The following is a 22,752-nucleotide window of genomic DNA, read 5'->3' as shown; positions in this document are numbered from 1 at the left end:
CTATGGAATGGCTAGGTATGTATTTTTTTACCGACCTTCCAGAGAACGGGCACTTATTACTCAATTGCAGTCATAACCCCTTTCTGGTGTTGCTGGCCTACCTGGTCGCTTGCGCGGCCGGGTTCGGTACGTTGGACATGGCCGAACGTGTCGGCCATGTAGAAGACCCTACTGCCCGCCGCCATTGGCGCTGGCTCGGTGCAGGGTGCCTCGCGGGCGGTATCTGGTCGACTCACTTCATCAGCATGCTGGCTTTCCAGGCACCTATTGCCATTCATTACGAATTGATCATGACGTTCGCCTCGCTGGTGATCGCCTTGATTGCCTCGTTGTTTGCCATGCAAACCCTCAGTCATGCCCACCTGCGGTTTCAGCAGTATTTACTGGCGTCGGTGTGGATGGGGCTCGGTATCGCCTTGATGCACTATGTGGGCATGTCGGCCATGCGCTCTCAGGCCCAAGTGTATTTCGAGCCGGGGCTGTTCTTGGCATCGGTCGCCATTGCCATTGGGGCCAGCCTGACCGCATTGCTGCTGTCGTGCTACCTGCGCAACGGCGCCGGCGTTTTCCACCAATTGCTCAAATACGCCGCGAGTCTGGTGCTGGGCGCCGGGATCCTGAGCATGCACTTCACCGGCATGGCCGCTATGCAAATGCTGGTGCCCAGCGGGGCCGACCTCGCCTTACCGCTGGACAACAACCCCATTCAACTTGGCCTGTCAGTCGCAGTTATCACCCTGCTGGTGATCGGCAGCAGCGTCAGTGCCGCCCTGGCGGACAAAAAGCTGCAGCACAAGGAACGCGACCTGCGCCGGGTCAACGCCCTGCTCAGCGAACTCGACCAGGCCCGCGCCTCACTGCAACAGGTTGCCCATTACGACGCGTTGACCAGCCTGCTTAACCGCCGGGGGTTCAACCAGATTTTCGCTGAGAAAGTCGCCGAAAAAACGGCAAACAACGGCATGATGGCGGTGATATTCCTGGATATTGACCACTTCAAGCGTATCAATGACAGCCTGGGTCATGACGCCGGCGATCAGCTGTTGACGGTATTGGCCGGGCATATCAAAGGCTCGGTACGCAGCCACGAAGACGTGGTCGCACGGTTTGGTGGGGACGAATTTTGCATTTTGATCAACATTCATCATCGCGACGAAGCGCGGCACATGGCGCAGCGGATCATGCAGAAGATGAAGGAGCCGGTCGAACTCGCCGGTCGGCGCATGGTAATGACCACCAGCATCGGCATCAGCCTGTTTCCCGAAGACGGCCTGACCTGCGAAGAGCTGCTGAAAACCGCCGACCTGGCGCTGTACCAGTCCAAGGACGCCGGGCGCAACAACCTCAACTTCTTCAGCTCCAACCTTAAGACCCGTGCTTTCCTTGAGCTGCAACTGGAAGAGGAATTGCGCGCAGCCCTGCGTAGCCGCAACGAGTTGGTGCTGTTTTATCAACCGATCTTCGACATGAAACTCGGCAAGGTCACCCGCCTGGAAGCCCTGGTGCGCTGGCAACATCCGCAACACGGGTTGCTGGCCCCGGACCGGTTTATCGACATCGCCGAAAGCAATGGGTTGATCGCCGAACTGGACCACTGGGTGTTGCGTCAGGCCTGCCATGATTTAAGCCTGCTGACCGACCGGGGCTACAGCGAACTGACCATGGCCGTGAACTGCTCGGCCCTCAACCTGACCCGTGACGAGTTGGCAGATGAAATCGAAGCAGCCCTGCGCTTCGCCGGAATTGCCGCCAACCGCCTGGAACTGGAAGTCACCGAAAACGCGCTGATGGGCAATATCAGCAGCACGCTCGCGCTGTTGCGGCAAATTCGTGCCTTGGGGGTTTCGCTCGCCATCGATGATTTTGGCACCGGCTACTCATCGCTGGCTTACCTCAAGCGCCTACCGATCAATACCTTGAAGATCGACCGTTCATTTATCCAGGACATTCCCAAGTCCACCGCCGATATCGAGATCGTCCAGGCGATTATCGGCATGGCCCACACCCTGCACCTGCAGGTGGTCACCGAAGGCGTGGAAACCCAGGCACAGTTCGAACTGCTGCTCAAACATGGCGGTGATTTCATTCAGGGCTACCTGCTGAGTCCGGCGGTCCCCTTCAGCGACATCGTCGGCGTGATCCAGGGCATCCAGATGAACAACCCGCTCTACCCTTTCAGCGTGGAAGGCAACAAAGAGGCCCCTGTGCCGAAAGCCCCCGCCCCAACCCGTATCAGCCCCACGTCGACGGTAAGGCCAATTCGCTGACGCCGATTCTTTGGCATTTCGCCATCATTTGACTAAAGAACGCCGACGAACGGCCGATTCATCAGAGTCCGGCCACGATTCCCCTTGAAAAACCAGGGTTAAACCCGACGGTCCCGGACTCAGACGCACTGTAAAGTCGCGAACTCTCATTCAATGATGGCTCCTTGATTTTTTAAGCCATCTGTCCAGGTACATGGCGCCCAATGACTTCCAAAAATAACTCTGCCACCGAGATCCTCGACGTGTTGCCGACAGCTCCTGCGGAAAAATCCTCAGGTTCCAAGTCATTGAGCAGCGCCCGCCCGCTGGCCACCCAGCAGTACTTGTACTTCACCGAAACCAATACCGACCGCATCCTCGATAACCTCGACGGCCTGCGCGACATGGTGTTCCCGCGCCCGCCCCAGCAAGAAGGTGATGGCGACCCGCGCGACGAGCAGGAATTTCCCTCGGTGTGCCTGATCGGCCTGGGCCGCTGCGGTTCGAACATCGCGCTGGACGTGGCGGAGTTGGTGTACAACGCGCGCAAGTTCTACCTGAACGAATTCAGCACGGAAGACAAATCGGCGGACAAGGGCTATAGCCCGGCCCAATGGATCCGAAACAACCTGCGCCTGGGCGGCGGCAAGGCCACCAAGCCGGTGTTCCTGGTGGAACCGCTGGTGATGCTGGGTGACCTGGACAAGGACATCGCCGGGCGCATCCGTTTTTCGCGCAAGGGCGAAAAAAGCGGTTTCCTGCGCGACTACAGCAAAATGAAAATAATGGACCTCTCGGAAGTCCATGCCGGTGGCGCCGGTAACGCGCCGATCCTGGGCCAGTACCTGGCCAAGATCATCCTCAATAAAGACACCCAGCGTTTTTCCAGCCCTGACTGGAAGATGATTCACTCGTACCTGATCGACTCCTGCGGCATCAAGGCCAACCAGTCGCGCCTGTACTTCTCGATCTTCAGCGCCGGCGGCGGTACGGGTTCGGGCATGGCCTCGGAGTTTGGCCTGGCCCAGCAGCACTCGTACATGAACAAGACATTCGACACCAAACCCGCCGACGAGCACGACAGCAAGAGCGGCCACGCGTTTGTCTTCGAGCCGATCTTCACCAGCGGCATCTGTGTGCTGCCGAATATCTCCGATCACCGCAGCGAAATGTCCGAGGCCCTGCACATCAACGCCGGGCGGTTGCTGTGCAAATACCTGTCGGAAGAATGGGACTTCTCTTACAACTTCGACAATGAAGACAGCAGCGAAGCCAGTGTGAAGGGGCGTATCCGGCCATGGAACGCAATGATGCTGATCTCCAACGACATCATGCGTTACGCCGAAGAGAGCGATGACGGCAATATCCAGAACATTGACGTCAATGCCATGGAAAAACACGCCAACCAGTACATCTCCCAGCAGATCTTCAACATCCTCACTGCGCAGGCGGTGACGACCGATTACGACCAGAACTACTTCCGGCGTGCCGGTATCGACATTGGCGAAACCATCCGCCTGGATGCCAACGACCTGTTTATGAGCCTGGCAGGACCGGTAGCGATTGCCTATGCCGAGTCCGTGGTGCCGGAAACCCCGGTGCCGTCGAATGACAAGTTCAAGGTGTTCGATAAAGAGCCACAGCGGCTGAATATCGATGACTTGTTTTTCCGCTCCATCGACCTGCCGCACTTCAACAAAGTGACCCAGGCCATCGAAGGCATCAGCCTGTTGCCGATCGAGTCAAAGCGCTACAAGGCGTCACTGGAGCAATACAAGAATTCCGGCTACGACGCAGCCGCCCTGCATGACCTGCACTTCTTCAAGAACTGCTCGTCGGTGGTGTCGATTGTGTCCTTGCCCAAGGACTACAAGCTGTCCTACATGGACTTGAACCGGCTCAAGACGCACCTCAATAGCCTGTTTCCCAACACCACGCTCAAGCGTTATGCGCTGGTGATCGGGGCGTCGGCCAACTTGTCGCTGACAACGCTGATCGCCAAGAGCCCGTGCCTGTCGGATGACTTCCTGACGTTGATCGTGGCCTTTATCAAGCGTTGCTTTGCGCGTAACCCCTACCGGTTTGATGACACGCTGGATAATTCGATCCTGGACTTCATCATCCATGAGGACTTCGATGAAGACCGGATTGATGAGCTGCTCAACGAGTTCGAAAACCCGGCGAAGATTCTGGACACCAACTGGTACGCGATCAAACCGATGTATGAGAAGAAGTATCGGGAGTTGATCAACGACAAGGATAAGTTTGTGTCGATCAATGACATTCGCCTGTCACGAGATTGTGTGAAGAAGGCGATCAAGTATTTGCGTGAGATTTATCGTCACCGGATTGGCAAGACCAAGGTGATTTCGTTGAACAACCATACTGGCAAGACTGCCTAGACCGAGTCGCGCCCTTCGCGAGCAAGCCCGCTCCCACATTTTGACCGTATTCCAACAGGAAATACCCGGTACAAATGTGGGACCCGGCTTGCTCGCGAAAGCGCTCTGCCAGCCACCGCAAACCTGCAACTTTGCCACACCCGGAAACAATTCCCCCGGCCTTGCGCCACTCACAAAACTGTTCTCGTGACGCGCACGTCACCCTTACCTGTGACCTTTCTCTACGGCAAGATGCCATCACGGCGCTTGCGGTTACTCCGCTACACACTTCCACAGGCTGAAACCGCGCACCTTTTTCGTGCAGAGCCTTCTTACACTGCCCTTTCCTGGATCAAAATCCACGGCGAAACCACCACTGCCCATAAGCCCGGATCCCGCTCCACCAAGTCCAATGCCCGCGTCGCAGACACTTCGCCAAGGCTCCCCGCAGCCAGCCACGCAGCGACTTTCTCACGGTTATCCTCGGCCATTCCCTCGGCCGCTTCGATCAAATCCAGGTCGGCGTCGACCCACAATAGGGCACCCTTGGCAAAGAACGGTTCAAGCTCCTTCCAGGAAATTTCGGCGGTTTCGCCGAGCAGCTTGGCATAGAGGGTGCTAGGTTCTTGCGTCATGGGAATTCACCTGAAGTAAAAATCGGCGCAATCATAACGTCCGGGCTCAGGCAGAAAAACCCAGTTGCAAATGAGGCATCGATAGAAAGTGTCAGAAAAGCCAAGGATTGCCCGAGACTCTGGCATAACCCCGCCGCAATTCTGTCTTTTTCTTTCATTTAAGCGACATACCCGGGTTTTGCCCCCAGCAGCCAGCTTTTCAAGCGATCAACCGGCGCTCTACACTGTACCGGTACAGTTGCCAGGGCAATGCCGGGGGGATATCCGAGATATCTGATCCGGTTCTGCAGCTCACAAGGCCGCTAGAACTATAAAAAATACAACAGTAAGAGTGGAGCACTATGAATAAGGCTACTAAGCAGATTTCCAAACTGTTTGCCGCTATGGTCCTGGCTGGGGTTGCCGGCCATTCGTTCGCAGCTGACACCATCAAGATCGGCATCGCCGGCCCTAAAACCGGTCCTGTAACGCAATATGGCGACATGCAGTTCATGGGTGCCAAGCAGGCGATTGCCGACATCAACGCCAAGGGCGGCGTCGATGGCAAAATGCTCGAAGCCAAAGAATACGACGACGCTTGCGATCCTAAACAAGCCGTGGCCGTAGCCAACAAAGTGGTCAACGACGGCGTCAAGTTCGTAGTCGGTCACCTCTGCTCCAGCTCCACTCAGCCAGCGTCCGACATTTATGAAGACGAAGGCGTGATCATGATTACCCCGGCTGCCACCAGCCCGGAAATCACTTCCCGTGGCTACAAGCTGATTTTCCGCACCATCGGCCTGGACAGCGCCCAGGGTCCTGCAGCCGGCAACTACATCGCCGACCACGTGAAGCCGAAAGTGGTTGCGGTCATTCACGACAAGCAGCAGTACGGTGAAGGCATCGCCACCGCCGTTAAACAGACCCTCGAAAAGAAAGGCGTGAAAGTTGCTCTCTTCGAAGGCATCAACGCTGGCGACAAAGACTTCGGCTCGCTCATCCAGAAGCTCAAGCAAGCCAACGTCGACTTCGTCTACTACGGCGGCTACCACCCTGAACTGGGCCTGATCCTGCGCCAAGCCAAGGAAAAAGGCGTGAACGCCAAGTTCATGGGCCCTGAAGGCGTCGGCAACGACTCCATCTCGCAAATCGCCCAGGGCGCTTCCGAAGGCCTGCTGGTGACCCTGCCGAAGTCTTTCGACACTGATCCTGCCAACAAGGCAATCGTTGAAGAGTTCACCAAGAACAAGCAGGACCCAACCGGTCCGTTCGTGTTCCCAGCGTACTCGGCTGTTGAAGTGATCGCCGGTGGTATCGCCGCCGCTAAGAGCGAAGACACCGCCAAAGTGGCTGCTGCCATCCACGCCGGTACTTTCAAGACCCCAACGGGCGACCTGAGCTTTGACGCCAAGGGCGACCTGAAGGACTTTAAGTTCGTGGTCTACGAATGGCACTTCGGCAAACCAAAAACCGAAGTTTCCCCTCAGTAAGCCAGGCGTTACTGGTCAACAAGCCCACTGTGCAAGCAGTGGGCTTTGTTTTACGAGGTTTATGGGCCTGACACCCGCGATCCGGGCGCTGGCTCACCTGAAAATCTTAAAACCGTCACCAGCGGTTCGCTGGCAAACGCTTCGTGCAACCTGCTCATAGAACAGGGCACCGAGCCGGAAATGACTCCACCAGTGAAATGCGTATCGGGTTTTTAGGAGCGCTGTAATGCCTGAGATCTATCATTTTTTCCAAACGCTGGTTAACGGCATGACCGTTGGCAGCACCTATGCCTTGATAGCCATTGGCTACACAATGGTTTACGGCATCATTGGAATGATTAACTTCGCCCATGGCGAGGTGTACATGATTGGTTCCTACGTGGCCTTCATCGCCCTTGCCGGGCTGGCCATGATGGGTATCCATTCCCTGCCGCTGTTGATGACCGCTGCGTTCCTTGCATCGATCATCGTGACCAGTGCCTATGGCTACAGTATCGAGCGTGTTGCCTACCGTCCCTTGCGTGGCAGCAACCGTTTGATCCCGCTGATTTCCGCCATCGGCATGTCGATTTTCCTGCAGAACACCGTATTGCTGTCCCAGGACTCCAAGGATAAGTCCATTCCCAACCTGATCCCGGGGAGCTTCTCCTTCGGCCCAGGTGGCGCACAAGAAGTGCTGATTTCGTACATGCAGATCCTGGTCTTCGTCGTCACCCTGGTGGCCATGCTGGGCCTGACCCTGTTCATCTCCCGCTCCCGTCTGGGGCGCGCCTGCCGGGCTTGCGCCGAAGACATCAAGATGGCCAACCTGCTGGGCATCAACACCAACAACATCATCGCCCTGACCTTCGTGATAGGCGCCGCGCTGGCGGCCGTCGCGGCTGTGCTGCTGAGCATGCAGTACGGCGTGATCAACCCCAACGCCGGTTTCCTGGTAGGCCTCAAGGCCTTTACCGCGGCGGTCCTGGGCGGCATCGGCAGTATCCCGGGCGCGATGCTCGGCGGGCTGGTGCTGGGTGTGGCTGAAGCCTTTGGTGCCGATATCTTCGGCGACCAATACAAGGACGTCGTGGCGTTCGGCCTCTTGGTTCTGGTGCTGTTGTTCCGTCCGACCGGCATTCTGGGCCGTCCGGAGGTTGAGAAAGTATGAGCAGATATCTTAAATCGGCGTTTTTCAGCGCCTTGCTGGTATGGGCCGTGGCCTTTCCGGTACTCGGGCTCAAGCTGAGCATCGTCGGCATCAACCTGGAAGTGCATGGCACCGGTCCCGTGACCCTGACCATCATTGCCCTGTGCTCGGTGCTGATGTTCCTGCGCGTGCTGTTCACCCAGCAGGTCGGTGCTTTGTTCAAGGGCAACCGTGGCCCGTTGGTGTCGCCCAAGGTCAGTCAATTCCTGACACTGCCGCGCACCCAGCGCTACATCATCATCGGCCTGATCGTGGCTGCGTTGATCTGGCCGTTCTTCGGTTCCCGTGGTGCGGTGGATATCGCAACGCTGATCCTGATCTACGTGTTGCTGGGCCTGGGCCTGAACATCGTAGTCGGCCTGGCCGGCCTGCTCGACCTAGGCTACGTGGGCTTCTACGCCGTGGGTGCCTATACCTACGCGTTGCTGTCGCACTACCTGGGCTGGGGCTTCTGGATCTGCCTGCCACTGGCCGGTATGGCGGCGGCCACGTTTGGCTTCCTGCTGGGCTTTCCGGTGTTGCGCTTGCGCGGTGACTATTTGGCGATCGTGACCCTGGGCTTCGGTGAAATCATCCGACTGTTCCTGCGCAACCTCACCGACATCACTGGCGGCCCCAACGGTATCAGCAGCATCCCCAAGCCGACGTTCTTCGGATTGTCCTTCGACCGCACCGCAGCCGAAGGCATGCAGACCTTCCACGAGTACTTCGGGATCGACTACAACCCGGTGAGCAAAGTGGTGTTCCTGTACCTGGTGGCGTTGTTGCTGGCGCTGGCGGCACTGTTCGTGATCAACCGTTTGCTGCGCATGCCGATTGGCCGTGCGTGGGAAGCGCTGCGCGAAGATGAAATCGCCTGCCGTGCGTTAGGCATGAACCCCACCGTCATCAAACTCTCGGCATTCACCCTCGGGGCAACATTCGCCGGTTTCGCTGGCAGCTTCTTCGCCGCTCGCCAAGGTTTGGTGACCCCGGAGTCGTTCACCTTTATCGAGTCGGCGATCATCCTCGCCATCGTGGTACTGGGTGGCATGGGCTCGCAACTGGGTGTGATCCTGGCGGCGATCGTGATGATCCTGCTGCCGGAAATGATGCGTGAGTTCAGCGAATACCGCATGTTGATGTTCGGCGCCATGATGGTGCTGATGATGATCTGGCGTCCTCAAGGCCTGCTGCCCATGCAACGTCCACACATGGAGCTGCGCAAATGAGCCGCGATATCCTGAAAGTCGAAAACTTGAGCATGCGCTTCGGCGGCTTGCTGGCGGTCAACGGCGTGGCCCTGACCGTAAAAGAGAAACAAGTGGTGGCGCTGATCGGCCCGAACGGCGCCGGCAAGACCACAGTGTTCAACTGCCTCACCGGCTTCTACAAGCCGAGCGGTGGCAGCATCCTGCTGGACGGCCAGCCGATCCAGGGCCTGGCCGGTCACGAGATCGCCCGCAAGGGTGTGGTGCGCACCTTCCAGAACGTACGGTTGTTCAAGGACATGACGGCGGTCGAGAACCTGCTGATTGCCCAACACCGTCACTTGAACACCAACTTCTTTGCAGGCCTGTTCAAGACCCCGGCGTTCCGCAAAAGCGAGCGCGAAGCCATGGAGTACGCCGAGTACTGGCTGGACAAGGTCAACCTCACCGAGTTTGCCAACCGTCCTGCTGGCACCCTGGCCTATGGTCAACAACGTCGTCTGGAAATCGCCCGCTGCATGATGACCCGCCCGCGGATCCTCATGCTCGACGAACCGGCCGCTGGCCTGAACCCCAAGGAAACCGAAGACCTCAAGGCGCTGATCAGTGTGTTGCGTGAAGAAAACAACGCCACGGTGCTGTTGATCGAACACGACATGAAACTGGTCATGAGCATTTCCGACCACATCGTGGTGATCAACCAGGGCACGCCGCTGGCCAACGGGACACCGGAGCAGATCCGCGACAACCCGGAAGTGATCAAAGCCTATTTGGGGGAAGCGTAAAATGCTGCAATTCGAAAACGTTTCCACTTTCTACGGCAAGATCCAGGCGCTGCACAGCGTCAACGTGGAAGTGCGCCAAGGTGAAATCGTCACGCTGATCGGCGCCAACGGTGCCGGCAAGTCGACCTTGCTGATGACCCTGTGCGGTTCGCCGCAGGCCCACAGCGGCAGCATCCGCTACATGGGTGAAGAACTGGTGGGCCAGGCCTCCTCCGAGATCATGCGCAAGAGCATTGCCGTGGTGCCCGAAGGCCGCCGTGTGTTCTCGCGCCTGACGGTGGAAGAGAACCTGGCCATGGGCGGGTTCTTTACCGACAAGGGCGACTACCAAGAGCAGATGGACAAGGTGCTGCACCTGTTCCCCAGGCTCAAGGAACGCTTCAGCCAGCGCGGCGGCACCATGTCCGGCGGCGAGCAGCAAATGCTCGCCATCGGCCGGGCGCTGATGAGCAAGCCCAAGCTATTGCTGCTGGACGAGCCTTCACTGGGACTGGCACCGATCATCATCCAGCAGATCTTCGATATCATCGAACAACTGCGCAAGGACGGTGTGACGGTATTCCTGGTGGAGCAGAACGCCAACCAGGCGCTGAAAATCGCCGACCGCGCCTACGTGCTGGAAAACGGCCGGGTGGTGATGCAGGGCACCGGGGAGCAATTGCTGACGGATCCGAAGGTGCGTGAAGCCTATCTCGGCGGCTGAGCCATTGAGGTAACAAAAAACGGCCTTCGGGCCGTTTTTTTATCGCGGTTCAAAGCGTCGCGACCAACTCCCCCTTACTCGCGCGCTGAGCTGCCAGCATCAATGCCCCGCCCAATAGCAACAAGCCCGCCGCCAGGAAGATATACGCGCCGTACACATCCAGCGGCGCGTCGAAATAGGCTATGACACGCTGCGCCACATTTAACGTCTGAGAGCACACCAGCGTACCGGTTAATGAGGCGATGGCCAGCACCGGCGTGACCGTTGCGGACACACGCCCCATGTAACCTTCCGGCACGGCTTCCTGGAGCATCGGCCCTTGCACAATCGCAAACACCGAGAAGAACAACCCACAGCTGAACATCAGCGCCCAGGCCAAGTAAAACGGCGGATGCAGCGAATATGCCAGGTAGCTGAACCCCATGCACAGCAACGCAAGGGTAAAGGCCTGGCGCGTGCTCAATGACTTCAACACCGGCCGGACCAGCACGGCAGCAATCAACCCGCCGACAGGGAACGCCGCGAGAATCAGGCCGTATTCATAAGGGCTCAAGCCCAAGGTTTTGAATGCATACAAGGACAATGCGACGTTATTGACCCCCAAGGAAAACCCGTATAACGCCACACCGATCAACAACGTCCTAATCGAGGCATGCCCCCAGGAAAACCGTAGCCCTGCGAGCACTCCATGCCAGAAGGGCAGCCGTTGTTGCTCGGCCAGCAAGGTCCGGCGCAGGCCCTGGGTAGACGCTATGCACAGGGCCGAACAGGCAAAAGCCAGCACATTGATCAGCAGTGCCAGGGCGGGGCCCACCCACACAAATAATGCCGGCCCAAGGGACGCCGACAACACTGAAATGCCCGTCAGGGAAAACATCGCCTTGGCCGATGCCTCAACGCGTCGTGCCGAAGGGATGACCACTTGCATGATCGCCTGGCGTGACGGGTTGAAAAACTGTGCAGCCGTGCTGTTCACCAACAACAAGAGCAGAACGCCGACGAGCACTTGCATCGGGTCCAGCCCGGCCAGTGAATAGATCACGAAAAAGATCAGGAAGTTGAGCACCCGAATCCCATCCGCCGCGATCATCACGTACAGCGGGGCCATCCGATCGACCCAAGCCCCGGCCAGTGGGGCCACCAATACACGCGGAATAGCAGAGGCCGCCACCGCCAGGCCTACAGCCGTCGGCAAGAACGCACTGTCGTGAAACAAGTCAGTCACCAGCCACACAATGACGGTGCTCTCGAAAACGAACTCGCCAAACGATGAGAGGGCTTGCCCCAGCCACAAGAATGAGAAATTTCTGCTGATGAAAAAATCTGCAAAGCGGTTCTTCACAGCCACATTACCTTATTGGTCGTAAATACGTTCAAAGGACTCGAGCAACCCCTGGGCACAGGACTTGACGGGTTCGGACATACCGAATCTGGCAGCGATTTCGAGGGCCGCCATCGCATTCTTGTTACCTTTAACCGCTTCCCCAATAGCGGTCAGATCCCGCCAATGCTCCCAGGATGGATCAAAGGGAATAAGCGGCGGATGCCTGTCCCGCCAGTAAAACCCCCAGGTCCGCCACCCTTCGTAGAACGTTTGCCAATCCTGGGTCAACAGCGGCTTGGCAAAATTACTGAGTGCCAAAGGCTCAGCGAGCGGCTGAAACCGTGCCTCGATACTGCAACGCCAACCTTTGCCGGTATTGGTCGCCCCCCCGTGCGGGGTAAACGTATTGAACAGCAGTACATCACCCGGACGTAATGCGAAGACGTTTTTTGCGCCCAGCACGTCGGGGCAGACTTGCCATCCTGATGGGTTGAGTGCCAGCTCGAGCGGTAACAGGGTTTCACCAGGTTTTTTGTTGTAAACCGGCAGCGATCCCGACCGCTCATCGACATTAAAAAAGGGTGCCCACAGGGTGATCTGCTGGCCACTGCCCTGCAATTCCGGAAAGTCCTGGTGAACGCCCGGTGAGGAGTGCATGGAAGAATCCAAGGGTGCCAAACCGCGCACCCATTTGATCGGATGAACGAACACCTCATCGGTGTCCAAGAGCAGCTTCATCACCTCAATCACCTTGGGCGCTTGAAAGAGTTCTTCGGTCAATTCGCTGCGCATGACGTCGACAAACTTCAGAAAGTCCGGATCAGCTTGCTCGGGTTCCTTGAAGCGCGGCTGGCCAATCTCGGTGAAACCATCGGTTATTCGATGCTTGCGCAATTGCTGGATTACTTTTTCAGCGAGCAGTGCCAATTTCTGGCGATCGAGTAACTCGCGAACAACGACATAACCCTCTCGCTCGTAGGCGTCCTTCAGCGGCGAAAGTCCGTTCATTTTTGCAACTCCTTGCAACGCACTCAGCCTGGAAAAACCAGCCGGATGGCATAAAGAACATCCCTTTCTTCCGTCAGGCGCAGCATATTTGACGCTGTTTCTTCGTGTACAGCCGGCGTCATTCTCGCCGCCAGCCCTTGATGCTGCCCCTCCAACAACAGGGCATGCCCTACACGCCCTACATCCAGCAACGCTTTGGCGTAGGCAATATCAGGATCGCCGAATGCTGCAACAGCAAACTGCCAATTGATCCCAAGTAACACCGTAATGCCTTTGCCCCCGGCCCATCCTTGGCCCTGAATGATCTTGGCGACCACCTCGCTGTCACTGGCGAACTGAAATTTTTTTGTCAGCCGCTGTAACGCATGGCGGTGCCCCAACTCTAGAGGGGTAAGCAAGCAAAAACGCTTCCTTACCCAACCTCACTGCTGGAGTTACACCATGACTACTAAATCCCGTTCGCTGTCCGCCGCCACCCTCGTTCTGGCCCTGGGTTCGGCCCTGAGCCTGTCCGCCCTTACAAGCACCGCGCACGCCGCCGATGACATGCAGAAATGCTTTGGTGTCGCCGAAGCCGGCAAGAACGATTGTGCTGCAGGCGCCGGCACCTCCTGCGCGGGTACTTCCAAAGTCAAAGACCAGGCCAACGCCTGGAAACTGGTCCCAGCCGGCACCTGTACCAAAACCCCAAGCGCCACCTCGCCGACCGGTTTCGGCCAGGAAGCTGCCTTCACCGCCAAGTCCTGAAACAGCCCTCAGCCTGAGTAATGATGATGACGCTTTCCCCCCAACACACGGTCTCACCTGCTCAGGCGCCCGGCCTCCCTTACAGGGCCGGGCTGGGGTTGAAGAACGAGCACTTCATCGAAGTGCTCGAGACCTCACCCGACATCGGCTTTTTTGAAGTGCACGCCGAAAACTACATGGTGGCCGGCGGCCCGTTCCATCACTACCTGGGTTTGATCCGCGAGCAGTACCCACTGTCGTTGCACGGCGTGGGCCTGTCCATCGGCGGCGAAGGCCCGTTGAACCGTGAGCACCTGGCACGGTTGGCCACGCTGATCGAACGCTATCAACCCCACTCTTTTTCCGAACACCTGGCCTGGTCCAGCCATGGCCCGGTGTTTCTCAACGACTTGCTGCCCCTGGCTTACGATGCCGCCACCCTGAAACGGGTGTGCGAACACATCGATCAGGTGCAAAGCACCCTCAAGCAGCCGATGCTGCTGGAGAATCCGTCGACCTATCTGCAATTCCAACGCTCGACCCTGGACGAGACAGACTTCATCAGCGAGATCATCCGCCGCACCGGTTGCGGCCTGCTGCTGGACGTCAACAACGTCTATGTGACGTGCATCAATCACCAGCGAGATCCACTTTCCTACATTGACGCACTGCCTTTGCGCGCCGTGGGAGAGATTCATCTGGCCGGGTTTGCCGAAGACACAGACAGCCTGGGCGATCGCCTGCTGATCGATGACCATGGCGCGCCCATCGATAACGCCGTGTGGCAGTTATACGAACAGGTACTCGCGCGTACCGGCCCGGTGGCCACGCTGATTGAGCGCGATAACCAAGTGCCGGCCTTCAGCGTACTGCACGCCGAAGCCCAACACGCCGACTGGCATCTGTCGCAGGTGAACAACCCATGAGCCATCAAGCAGCATTTGCCAGTGCCCTGCTCGCACCCGACCCGATCTGCCCCGATGGCCTGTTCAGCAGCAATGGCGCCGATCCGGCCAGCCGCTTTGCGGTGTATCGCAACAATGTCCACAGCGCGTTAATCAATGCGCTGGTGACGGCCTATCCCGTCACGTTGCAATTGGTCGGCGAGGCATTCTTTCGCGCCACGGCCACCCTGTATGTGCAGGCCTGCCCGCCCAACAGCCCACTGATCAGTGAATACGGCAGCAGCTTTGCCGACTTTATCCAGGGCTTCGAGCCGGCTGCCAGCGTGCCCTACCTCGCCGATGTCGCGCGCCTGGAACGCTTGCGGGTGTGCGCTTACCACGCGGCGGACATTGAGCCACTGCAACAACAGACCTTGTTGCAGGCACTGCAAGCCCAAACCCACTTGGGCGAACTACGCCTGCAACTGCACCCCTCCCTCGCCACCTTGAACTCCGCCTACGCGATTGTCGCCATCTGGGCCGCGCACCAGACCGAGGGTGCCATTGCCAGCTTGAATGCCTGGCACGCCCAAAGTGCCTTGGTGTTACGCCAGGGGCTGGCCGTCAAGGTATTCGCCATAGACGCGGGTTCGGTCGCGTTCATCAACAGCCTCAACCACGGCGCGGGCCTGGAAATGGCCGTGACCCAGGCCCTGGAAGCCTCAAGCGAATTCGACCTGAACCAGTGCCTGACCCTGCTGATCAGCTACGACGCCATCACTCATTTGCACACAGAACAAAAGGTATCGCCATGAACACATCACCTTCGTGCCTGGTAAAACGGGTCATCGCGCTTTTCGAGAAAATCCCCTACAGCCTGATCGCCTTTCTCGCGCGGTTTTCGATTGCAGCGGTTTTCTGGAAGTCCGGGCAGACCAAAGTCGAAGGCTTTGCCATCGACCTGATCAGCGGCACTTTCCAACTGGGCGAACCACGACTCGCCGCCTCCACCCTGCCGCTGTTTCGCAGTGAATATCACGTGCCTCTGCTGTCGCCGGAAGTGGCCGCGCACATGGCCGCCTTCGCCGAGCACTTTTTTCCGGTGTTGATTCTGGTGGGGTTTGCCACACGCTTCTCGGCCCTGGCCCTGATCGGCATGACCCTGACCATTCAACTCTTTGTCTACCCGGACGCCTACCCGACCCACGGCACCTGGATCGCCTTGCTGCTACTGCTCGTCGCCAAAGGCCCGGGGCGCCTGTCGATCGATCACCTGATAGCACGTCGCTACCGTTAAAGCCGGTCCAACGCTTCACCGCTGCGTTTGAACCAATCCACCAGGTAATCGGCGAGCACCTGAGTGCGGCGCGGCAAGCCACCCTGATACGGGTGAACCAGATACATCGGCATGCTGCGCGTCTGATAATCGCGCAGGAGCCAGCGCAATCGGCCGTCAGCCAGTTCCGCAGGTAAAACGTAGGACGGCAGGCGGGCGATACCGGCGCCCACCAGTGCGGCTTTTTTCAACAGGTTGTAGTGGTTGGAAGCAAATGTGCCGCTGACCCGCACACGCAGCAGTTCGTGTTGCTGGTGGTACAGCCATTCTTCACGCCCGCTGTAGTGACTGTTCAGCAGGCAGGTATGGGCTGCCAGGTCCGCCGGGGTCAGCGGCTCGCCGTGCTGTTCCAGATAAGCCGGGCTGGCGCACGTCATCTCATGCCAGGCCAGCAATGGCTTGGCCACCAGGCGGTCGTTTTCGATGGCCCCCATGCGCACGCCCAAATCAAAGCCATCCCGCGCCAGATCCCGGTAGCTGTTGCTCAATTCCAGTTCGATCTGCACCTGCGGGTACTGCTTGGAAAACTCCAGCAGCAAACCATCGAAAAAGGTTTCCCCCAACGACACCGGAACCGTCATACGCACCGGCCCGGCCAGATCGTCCTTGAGCCGTGCCAATGCCTGTCGGGCGCGCTCCACTTGTACCACCAGCGCCTGGGCCTGGGGCAACAACGCCGCACCGGCTGCGGTCAGGCTGAGCTTGCGAGTGGTGCGGTGCAGCAACACCACGCAAAACCGCGCTTCCAGTTGGCTGATGCGCTTGGACAGCTGGCCCTTGCTGCACCCCAACTGCTCGGCCGCCACGGTGAAACTGCCGGCTTCGATCAGCACGGCAAACGCCGCCAGGTCATCCATATCGCTCATGGATTGTTTCCATTTGAAAACCAAAGGTTGCCTATTAGCACGTTTATCCACCCGAAAAGCCACACTAGACTGAAACCTCACTTACCCCTGGAGGAACAGCACGATGAAAATCCTATTGATTGGTGCCAGCGGCACGGTCGGCTCGGCCGTCAAGGCAGAACTCGCCCAGCGTCACGACGTGATCAGCATCGGTCGCACCCATGGCGACTTCCAGGTGGACATCAGCGACAGCGCTTCAATCCGCAAGCTATTCGAACAGACCGGCAAGTTCGATGCCCTGGTCTGCGCGGCCGGCAGTGTGAATTTCGTGCCGTTGGGTGACATGAGCGAAACCGATTTTGAACTGGGCCTGCGCGACAAGCTGATGGGCCAGGTCAACCTGCTGTTGATCGGCCGCGAATACGCCAACGACGGCGCCTCGTTCACCTTCACCAGCGGCATTCTCAACCGTGACCCGATCCGCACCGGTGCATCTGCCGCACTGGTCAACGGCGCACTGGATGCATTCGTCAAAGCCGCCGCGATCGAACTGCCACGGGGCTTGCGCGTCAACTCCGTGAGCCCGACCGTCCTGCTGGAAGCCATGGGCAGCTACGCCCCCTACTTCCGTGGCTACAAACCTGCACCCGGTGCTGATGTGGCGTTGGCCTACGCGAAAAGTGTCGAGGGCTTGCAAACCGGCCAGACCTTTATCGTCGGCTGAACTTTGTGTCTGTCAGAAATTCCTGAAGCCGGCCGACGGGCTTGTGGTGCGGCGTCAGCCTGCGTAACGTGGCGGCACTTGTTTGGAGACCCGATAAATGCGCGCCGCCCGTACCCTTGCTCTGTTTGCCCTGCTGCCCCTGTTCACCGCTTGCCAGATGTTCGAGAGCGAGCCGGCCAAACCGTCGACTGCGGGGCTGACCCGCATGCAGGGTGAATTGACGGCGGTGGCCGGCAAACTGTTGTTCCAACCTTGCGGCGACAAACGCAACTACGTGGTCAACGACACCGGCGGCACCAGCATCCTGCAGGAGGCCGCCTCCCTTGCCGGCCAACAGGGTGTGCTGTTTGCCGACTTGCGCGGCAAGTTCTCCGGTGTCGCCAGCGGCACACAGGGTTCGGTAGACCTTCAGCAGCTGTATCGAGTAGAGCGCTCGACCTCGGCCTGCAATGACCCGGACTTCAAGCGCATGACCCTGCGTGCCAACGGTCACAAACCCGCCTGGGCCATGAACGTCACCGCCAAGGGCATGGTGCTCGAGCGTGAAGGCCAGCCACCACTGGCGGTGCCCTATGTAGAAGAGCAAATGGGCGACGGCCGCTTTAACCTGATGACGGAAGCCAACAACCAACACATCGAACTGTGGGTGGCGCCGCAACGCTGCATCGACAGCGTCAGCGGCAGCTTGCAACACATGACCGCCGAGTTGCGAGTCAACGGCCAGGTACAACGGGGTTGCGCATCGTTCGGCGGCTCTCGGGACGACTGAATCAGCCCAGCGCTGTTTTAACATGACGAAATACCGCCATTGGGGCTTATAATCGCCGGTTTGCAAAACAGCCGGCCTCTTTTCCCGCCGCCTACCGGATCCCGTCATGTTACGAATCACCGAACTCAAGCTGCCCATCGACCATCCCGAAGAAGACCTGCGGCCTGCCATCGTGCAGCGCCTGGGCATCGCCAGTGATGACCTGCTCGATTTCACCCTGTTCAAACGCAGCTACGACGCCCGTAAAAAATCGTCGGAGCTGTGCTTCATCTACACCATCGACCTGAACGTGAAGGGCGAAGCCGCACTGCTGCTCAAGTTCGCCGATGATCGCAACGTCAACCCGGCACCGGATGTCAGCTATAAGGTGGTGGGCCAGGCGCCGCAAGGCCTGGTTGAACGGCCGATCGTCGTGGGTTTTGGTCCGTGCGGGATCTTCGCCGGGCTGCTGCTGGCGCAGATGGGCTTCAAGCCGATCATCCTCGAACGCGGCAAGGAAGTGCGCCAGCGCACCAAGGACACCTGGGGCCTGTGGCGCAAAAACGTGCTCAACCCGGAGTCCAACGTGCAGTTCGGCGAAGGCGGCGCCGGGACCTTTTCCGACGGCAAGCTCTACAGCCAGATCAAGGACCCGAAATTCCACGGTCGCAAAGTGCTGCACGAGTTCGTCAAAGCCGGTGCGCCGGAAGAAATCCTCTACGTCAGCAAGCCGCACATCGGTACATTCCGCCTGACCGGCGTGGTGGAAAACATGCGCGAGCAGATCATCGCCCTGGGCGGTGAAGTGCGTTTCGAACAGCGGGTCACCGACGTGCTGATCGAAGATGGCCAGTTGAACGGCGTTGTGGTGGATGGCGGTGAGCAGATCCTCTCCAAGCACGTGATCCTCGCCCTCGGCCACAGCGCCCGCGACACGTTCCGCATGCTCCACGGCCGTGGCGTGTACATGGAGGCCAAGCCGTTTTCCGTGGGTTTCCGTATTGAACACCCGCAGTCGCTGATCGACGCTGCGCGCCTGGGCAAATACGCCGGGCACCCAAAGCTCGGCGCTGCCGACTACAAGCTGGTGCACCACGCCAAGAACGGCCGCTCGGTCTACAGCTTCTGCATGTGCCCGGGCGGTACGGTGGTGGCGGCCACTTCCGAGCCCAATCGTGTCGTCACCAACGGCATGAGCCAGTATTCGCGTAACGAACGCAATGCCAACTCCGGCATCGTGGTCGGCATCACACCGGAAGTGGACTACCCAGGTGGCCCGCTGGCCGGCATCGAGTTGCAGGAGCGCCTGGAGTCCCACGCCTACATCCTCGGTGGCAGCAACTACGAGGCACCGGCGCAACTGGTGGGTGATTTCATCGCTGGCAAGCCGTCCACCGCCATCGGCAGCGTGGAGCCGTCCTACAAACCGGGTGTGGCACTCGGTGACCTGGCCCTGGCATTGCCGGACTTCGCCATTGAAGCGATTCGTGAAGCATTGCCGGCGTTCGAGAAACAGATCAAAGGCTACTCGCTGCACGACGCCGTGTTGACCGGTATCGAGACGCGCACCTCGTCACCGCTGCGGATTACTCGCGACGAGTCGATGCAAAGCTTGAACGTGAAAGGCCTGTTCCCGGCGGGTGAAGGCGCTGGTTACGCCGGTGGGATTCTGTCGGCGGGTGTTGACGGAATTCGGATTGCCGAGGCATTGGCGCGGGATATGCTCGGTATAGAGGCCTGACGCAGAATCTGAACAGACTGCAGTTCCAATGTGGGAGCTGGCTTGCCTGCGATGACGGTGGTTCAGTCGATAAATTCGGCGACTGAGACTCTGCGATCGCAGGCAAGCCAGCTCCCACATTGGGTTTTGCGTCGTATCAGATGTTTGCGCGCAGGACGCTCTCCGGCAGCGGCTCGCCCCGTTCGACACTCGCCGCAACGGCCGCGATCAAACCGTCAAGTGCATAGCCCTGCCCCGCCAGCCACGCCTGATCATAGTAAGTGGTGGCATAGCGCTCACCCCCATCACACAAAATCGCCACGATCGACCCCGACTCCCCCGCCGCTTTCATCTGCTGCGCGGCCATCAAGGCGCCGATCAGGTTAGTCCCGCTGGACCCGCCAACCCGCCGACCCAGCCGTTCGGCCAGGTAATGCATGGCGGCCAGTGACAGCGCGTCCGGCACCTTGACCATCGCATCAATCACCCTGGGGAGAAACGACGCCTCAACCCGTGGCCGGCCGATCCCTTCGATGCGCGAACCGCAATCCAGGCGCAGGCTGGCGTCGCCTGTCTGGTAGTAATCAAAGAACACCGAACGTTCGGCATCGGCACACAAGACGCGGGTGCAATGCTGGCGATAACGCACATAGCGTCCCAGGGTGGCGGTCGTGCCGCCGGTGCCAGGGCTGGAAATCAACCAGCTTGGTTCGGGGTAATGCTCAAAGCGCATCTGCTGGAAGATCGACTCGGCGATGTTGTTGTTCGCCCGCCAGTCCGTGGCCCGCTCGGCGTAGGTGAATTGGTCCATGAAGTGACCGCCACTTTCCTTCGCCAACCGTTCGGACTCAGCGTATATCTGCGTCGGATCATTCACCAGATGGCTCTTGCCACCGTAGAAGGCGATCTGCGCGATCTTCTCCTTCGACGTAGTGGCCGGCATCACCGCAATAAACGGCAGGCCGAGCAAGCGTGCAAAGTACGCTTCGGAGATCGCCGTCGAACCGCTGGACGCCTCGATCACCGGCGCACCCGGCTTGAGCCAGCCGTTACACAAGGCATACAGGAACAGCGAACGCGCCAGCCGATGCTTGAGGCTGCCGGTGGGGTGGCTGGACTCATCCTTGAAGTACAACTCGATACCCGGCAACCCCGGCAATGGCAAAGGGATCAGGTGTGTGTCGGCGCTGCGCTGAAAGTCCGCCTCAATGATGCGAATGGCTTCACGGGCCCAGTTACGGTGGTCGCTCATAGGGTGCGTCTCTAAAGATTTCAGCCCCAATTTTAGGGGGTTTCCTACACTGCACACAGATACAGTGACGTCTCAATTAGACACACAATTGCTAGGCTTCGGCGCATCACCGATCCTGACCGTTGCTTATAACAAATAAGAATATAACTTTTGTTTTAACAACTAACGGTACGGGTTAGGGTACCCACCTATTGAACCTGGATTGGAGAGCATCCCTTGCCTCTGCGTAGCACTTTCACCCGTTTCTTCCAGCTGGAAGCCGCCAGCGGTCTGTTGTTGATCGCCGCTGCCGCCTTGGCGCTGATCATTAATAACTCACCGTTGTCGCACCTCTACGGCGCCTTCCTCGACACCCCCGTAGTGGCTCAGATTGGCGCACTCAAAATCGCCAAGCCCGCCTTGCTATGGATCAACGATGGCCTGATGGCCCTGTTCTTCCTGTTGATCGGCCTGGAGGTGAAGCGCGAGCTGCTCGACGGCCACCTGTCCAAGCCCTCGCAAGTGGTCTTGCCCGGTGCGGCGGCCATTGGCGGCATGGTGGTGCCCGCGCTGATCTACTGGGCGATCAACAAGGATTACCCTGCCGCGCTCGCAGGCTGGGCGATCCCCATGGCCACCGACATCGCTTTTGCACTCGGCGTTCTGGCGCTGCTGGGCAAGCGCGTGCCGGTGTCGCTGAAACTGTTCCTGATGACGCTGGCCATCATCGACGATCTCGGTGCAATCATTGTCATCGCCGTGTTCTATTCAGCCGACCTGTCGGGCGCCGCCCTGGCAGGTGCGGGCGCCTGCTTGGTTGCCTTGATCGCGATGAACCGCCTGGGCGTGATCAAACTCGGGCCCTATATGATCATAGGGCTGATCCTGTGGGTCTGTGTGCTCAAGAGCGGCGTCCACGCCACCCTGGCCGGTGTGACCTTGGCGTTCTGCATTCCGCTGCGCACCAAAAACGCCGAACCTTCGCCATTGCTGACCCTGGAGCACGCGTTGCACCCGTGGGTGGCCTACGCCATCCTGCCGTTGTTCGCGTTCGCCAATGCGGGCGTATCCCTCACCGGCGTGAGCATGGAAAGCTTCACCCATCACGTGCCCCTGGGCATCGCCGCCGGCCTGTTGATCGGCAAGACCGTTGGTGTGTTCGGCCTCACCTGGCTGGCCATCAAGACCGGCCTTGCCGCCCTGCCCAGTGGCGCGAACTGGGGCCAGGTGTTCGGCGTGGCGATCCTGTGCGGTATCGGCTTTACCATGAGCCTGTTTGTCGGCTCCCTGGCCTTTGTGCCGGGCGCCAGCGAATTCGCCGGCGAGGATCGAATGGGGATTCTGACCGGGTCGATCCTGGCGGCGTGTATTGGCTATGCAGTGACGGCGATGGCGAGTCGCAAGAAAGCCTGACCCCAACCTGAAACACCCAAAAACCCCAGCCGGTCACCCGGTTGGGGTTTTTCTTTTTGCGCCGCCAACGTTTAGCCAGTAATCCGGCCGCCACGCCTAAAGACTTTCGGTTAGCCGCCGACTAGTGGGTATGGCGATCTCACCGTCCGCGCCTGGGACACCCGCCCGACACTGCCTCCAACGCGTTTCCAGCCC

General features: G+C 59.0%; 21 protein-coding genes. 15 read left to right on the top strand and 6 right to left on the bottom strand.

Annotated elements, in window-relative coordinates:
- Positions 1-2 precede the first annotated feature (2 nt).
- Both A7J50_RS07455 and A7J50_RS07450 read left to right on the top strand, forming a co-directional pair.
- A complete protein-coding gene (locus A7J50_RS07455; protein WP_064451215.1) occupies positions 3-2,267 on the top strand; it encodes a putative bifunctional diguanylate cyclase/phosphodiesterase in 2,265 nt (754 codons plus the stop codon).
- A 203-nt stretch (positions 2,268-2,470) separates the two neighbouring features.
- Positions 2,471-4,648 (top strand): hypothetical protein, encoded by a 2,178-nt coding sequence (locus tag A7J50_RS07450; protein ID WP_064451214.1) that lies wholly within the window; start codon positions 2,471-2,473, stop codon positions 4,646-4,648.
- Positions 4,649-4,959: 311 nt separating this feature from the next.
- Here the strand turns inward: A7J50_RS07450 and A7J50_RS07445 are convergent, their stop codons facing one another.
- Positions 4,960-5,262 (bottom strand): DUF2288 domain-containing protein, encoded by a 303-nt coding sequence (locus A7J50_RS07445; RefSeq protein ID WP_064451213.1) that lies wholly within the window; start codon positions 5,260-5,262, stop codon positions 4,960-4,962.
- Between the two features lie 341 nt (positions 5,263-5,603).
- On the opposite strand from A7J50_RS07445, the gene A7J50_RS07440 reads away from it, so the two are divergent.
- From A7J50_RS07440 to A7J50_RS07420, 5 genes are all read left to right on the top strand, one after another.
- The gene (locus A7J50_RS07440) at positions 5,604-6,731 is read left to right on the top strand and encodes a branched-chain amino acid ABC transporter substrate-binding protein (protein ID WP_064451212.1); all 1,128 of its coding nucleotides are present in this window, start codon (positions 5,604-5,606) and stop codon (positions 6,729-6,731) included.
- A 226-nt stretch (positions 6,732-6,957) separates the two neighbouring features.
- Complete coding sequence (gene livH / locus A7J50_RS07435; RefSeq protein ID WP_064451211.1) at positions 6,958-7,881, top strand: high-affinity branched-chain amino acid ABC transporter permease LivH; 924 nt, start codon at positions 6,958-6,960, stop codon at positions 7,879-7,881.
- Positions 7,878-9,131, top strand: a complete 1,254-nt coding sequence (locus tag A7J50_RS07430; RefSeq protein WP_064451210.1) for a high-affinity branched-chain amino acid ABC transporter permease LivM — start codon at positions 7,878-7,880, stop codon at positions 9,129-9,131. The genes livH and A7J50_RS07430 overlap by 4 nt, the downstream gene beginning before the upstream one ends.
- Entirely contained in the window at positions 9,128-9,895 is a 768-nt protein-coding gene (livG, locus tag A7J50_RS07425; protein ID WP_064451209.1) for a high-affinity branched-chain amino acid ABC transporter ATP-binding protein LivG, read from the top strand. The genes A7J50_RS07430 and livG overlap by 4 nt, the downstream gene beginning before the upstream one ends.
- Before the next feature lies 1 nt (position 9,896).
- A complete protein-coding gene (locus tag A7J50_RS07420) occupies positions 9,897-10,598 on the top strand; it encodes an ABC transporter ATP-binding protein (protein WP_017137209.1) in 702 nt (233 codons plus the stop codon).
- A 49-nt stretch (positions 10,599-10,647) separates the two neighbouring features.
- Here A7J50_RS07420 and A7J50_RS07415 read toward each other — a convergent pair whose 3' ends face one another.
- Genes A7J50_RS07415 through A7J50_RS07405 form a run of 3 tightly spaced genes read right to left on the bottom strand, consistent with a single transcriptional unit; the run spans position 10,648 to position 13,328 of the window.
- Positions 10,648-11,940: an MFS transporter gene (locus A7J50_RS07415; RefSeq protein ID WP_064451208.1), complete on the bottom strand. Its 1,293-nt coding sequence runs from the start codon at positions 11,938-11,940 to the stop codon at positions 10,648-10,650.
- Positions 11,941-11,952: 12 nt separating this feature from the next.
- On the bottom strand, positions 11,953-12,930 hold the full coding sequence (locus A7J50_RS07410; protein WP_064451207.1) for a hypothetical protein: 978 nt from the start codon (positions 12,928-12,930) through the stop codon (positions 11,953-11,955).
- A 23-nt stretch (positions 12,931-12,953) separates the two neighbouring features.
- Entirely contained in the window at positions 12,954-13,328 is a 375-nt protein-coding gene (locus tag A7J50_RS07405) for a hypothetical protein (protein WP_064451206.1), read from the bottom strand.
- Between the two features lie 43 nt (positions 13,329-13,371).
- Between A7J50_RS07405 and A7J50_RS07400 the strand changes: the two genes are divergently transcribed.
- The 4 genes from A7J50_RS07400 to A7J50_RS07385 are packed head-to-tail and all read left to right on the top strand — an operon-like array spanning position 13,372 to position 15,837.
- Positions 13,372-13,677 (top strand): DUF2282 domain-containing protein, encoded by a 306-nt coding sequence (locus tag A7J50_RS07400; RefSeq protein ID WP_064451205.1) that lies wholly within the window; start codon positions 13,372-13,374, stop codon positions 13,675-13,677.
- A gap of 23 nt (positions 13,678-13,700) precedes the next feature.
- Positions 13,701-14,582: a DUF692 domain-containing protein gene (locus A7J50_RS07395; RefSeq protein WP_064451204.1), complete on the top strand. Its 882-nt coding sequence runs from the start codon at positions 13,701-13,703 to the stop codon at positions 14,580-14,582.
- Positions 14,579-15,355, top strand: a complete 777-nt coding sequence (locus tag A7J50_RS07390; protein WP_064451203.1) for a DNA-binding domain-containing protein — start codon at positions 14,579-14,581, stop codon at positions 15,353-15,355. The genes A7J50_RS07395 and A7J50_RS07390 overlap by 4 nt, the downstream gene beginning before the upstream one ends.
- A complete protein-coding gene (locus A7J50_RS07385) occupies positions 15,352-15,837 on the top strand; it encodes a DoxX family protein (protein WP_064451202.1) in 486 nt (161 codons plus the stop codon). Before A7J50_RS07390 ends, A7J50_RS07385 begins: the two co-directional genes overlap by 4 nt.
- Here A7J50_RS07385 and A7J50_RS07380 read toward each other — a convergent pair.
- A complete protein-coding gene (locus A7J50_RS07380; RefSeq protein ID WP_064451201.1) occupies positions 15,834-16,742 on the bottom strand; it encodes a LysR family transcriptional regulator in 909 nt (302 codons plus the stop codon). The genes A7J50_RS07385 and A7J50_RS07380 overlap by 4 nt on opposite strands.
- A 103-nt stretch (positions 16,743-16,845) precedes the next feature.
- Here A7J50_RS07380 and A7J50_RS07375 point away from each other — a divergent pair, with 103 nt between their 5' ends.
- The 3 genes from A7J50_RS07375 (at position 16,846) to A7J50_RS07365 (ending at position 19,934) form a co-directional block, all read left to right on the top strand.
- Complete coding sequence (locus A7J50_RS07375; RefSeq protein ID WP_064451200.1) at positions 16,846-17,445, top strand: short chain dehydrogenase; 600 nt, start codon at positions 16,846-16,848, stop codon at positions 17,443-17,445.
- A gap of 97 nt (positions 17,446-17,542) precedes the next feature.
- A complete protein-coding gene (locus A7J50_RS07370) occupies positions 17,543-18,214 on the top strand; it encodes a COG3650 family protein (protein ID WP_064451199.1) in 672 nt (223 codons plus the stop codon).
- Between the two features lie 106 nt (positions 18,215-18,320).
- Positions 18,321-19,934 carry an NAD(P)/FAD-dependent oxidoreductase gene (locus A7J50_RS07365; RefSeq protein WP_064451198.1) on the top strand — a complete coding sequence of 538 codons (1,614 nt, stop codon included), beginning with the start codon at positions 18,321-18,323 and terminating at the stop codon, positions 19,932-19,934.
- Positions 19,935-20,070: 136 nt separating this feature from the next.
- On the opposite strand, the gene A7J50_RS07360 is transcribed toward A7J50_RS07365, so the two are convergent.
- Positions 20,071-21,165 (bottom strand): PLP-dependent cysteine synthase family protein, encoded by a 1,095-nt coding sequence (locus A7J50_RS07360; RefSeq protein WP_064451197.1) that lies wholly within the window; start codon positions 21,163-21,165, stop codon positions 20,071-20,073.
- 216 nt (positions 21,166-21,381) lie between these two features.
- On the opposite strand from A7J50_RS07360, the gene nhaA reads away from it, so the two are divergent.
- Positions 21,382-22,557 (top strand): Na+/H+ antiporter NhaA, encoded by a 1,176-nt coding sequence (gene nhaA / locus A7J50_RS07355; RefSeq protein ID WP_064451196.1) that lies wholly within the window; start codon positions 21,382-21,384, stop codon positions 22,555-22,557.
- Positions 22,558-22,752 lie beyond the last annotated feature (195 nt).

This window comes from Pseudomonas antarctica (assembly GCF_001647715.1).
In the GTDB taxonomy this organism is placed as follows: domain Bacteria; phylum Pseudomonadota; class Gammaproteobacteria; order Pseudomonadales; family Pseudomonadaceae; genus Aquipseudomonas; species Aquipseudomonas antarctica_A.
This window is presented reverse-complemented; position numbering and strand designations above follow the sequence as displayed.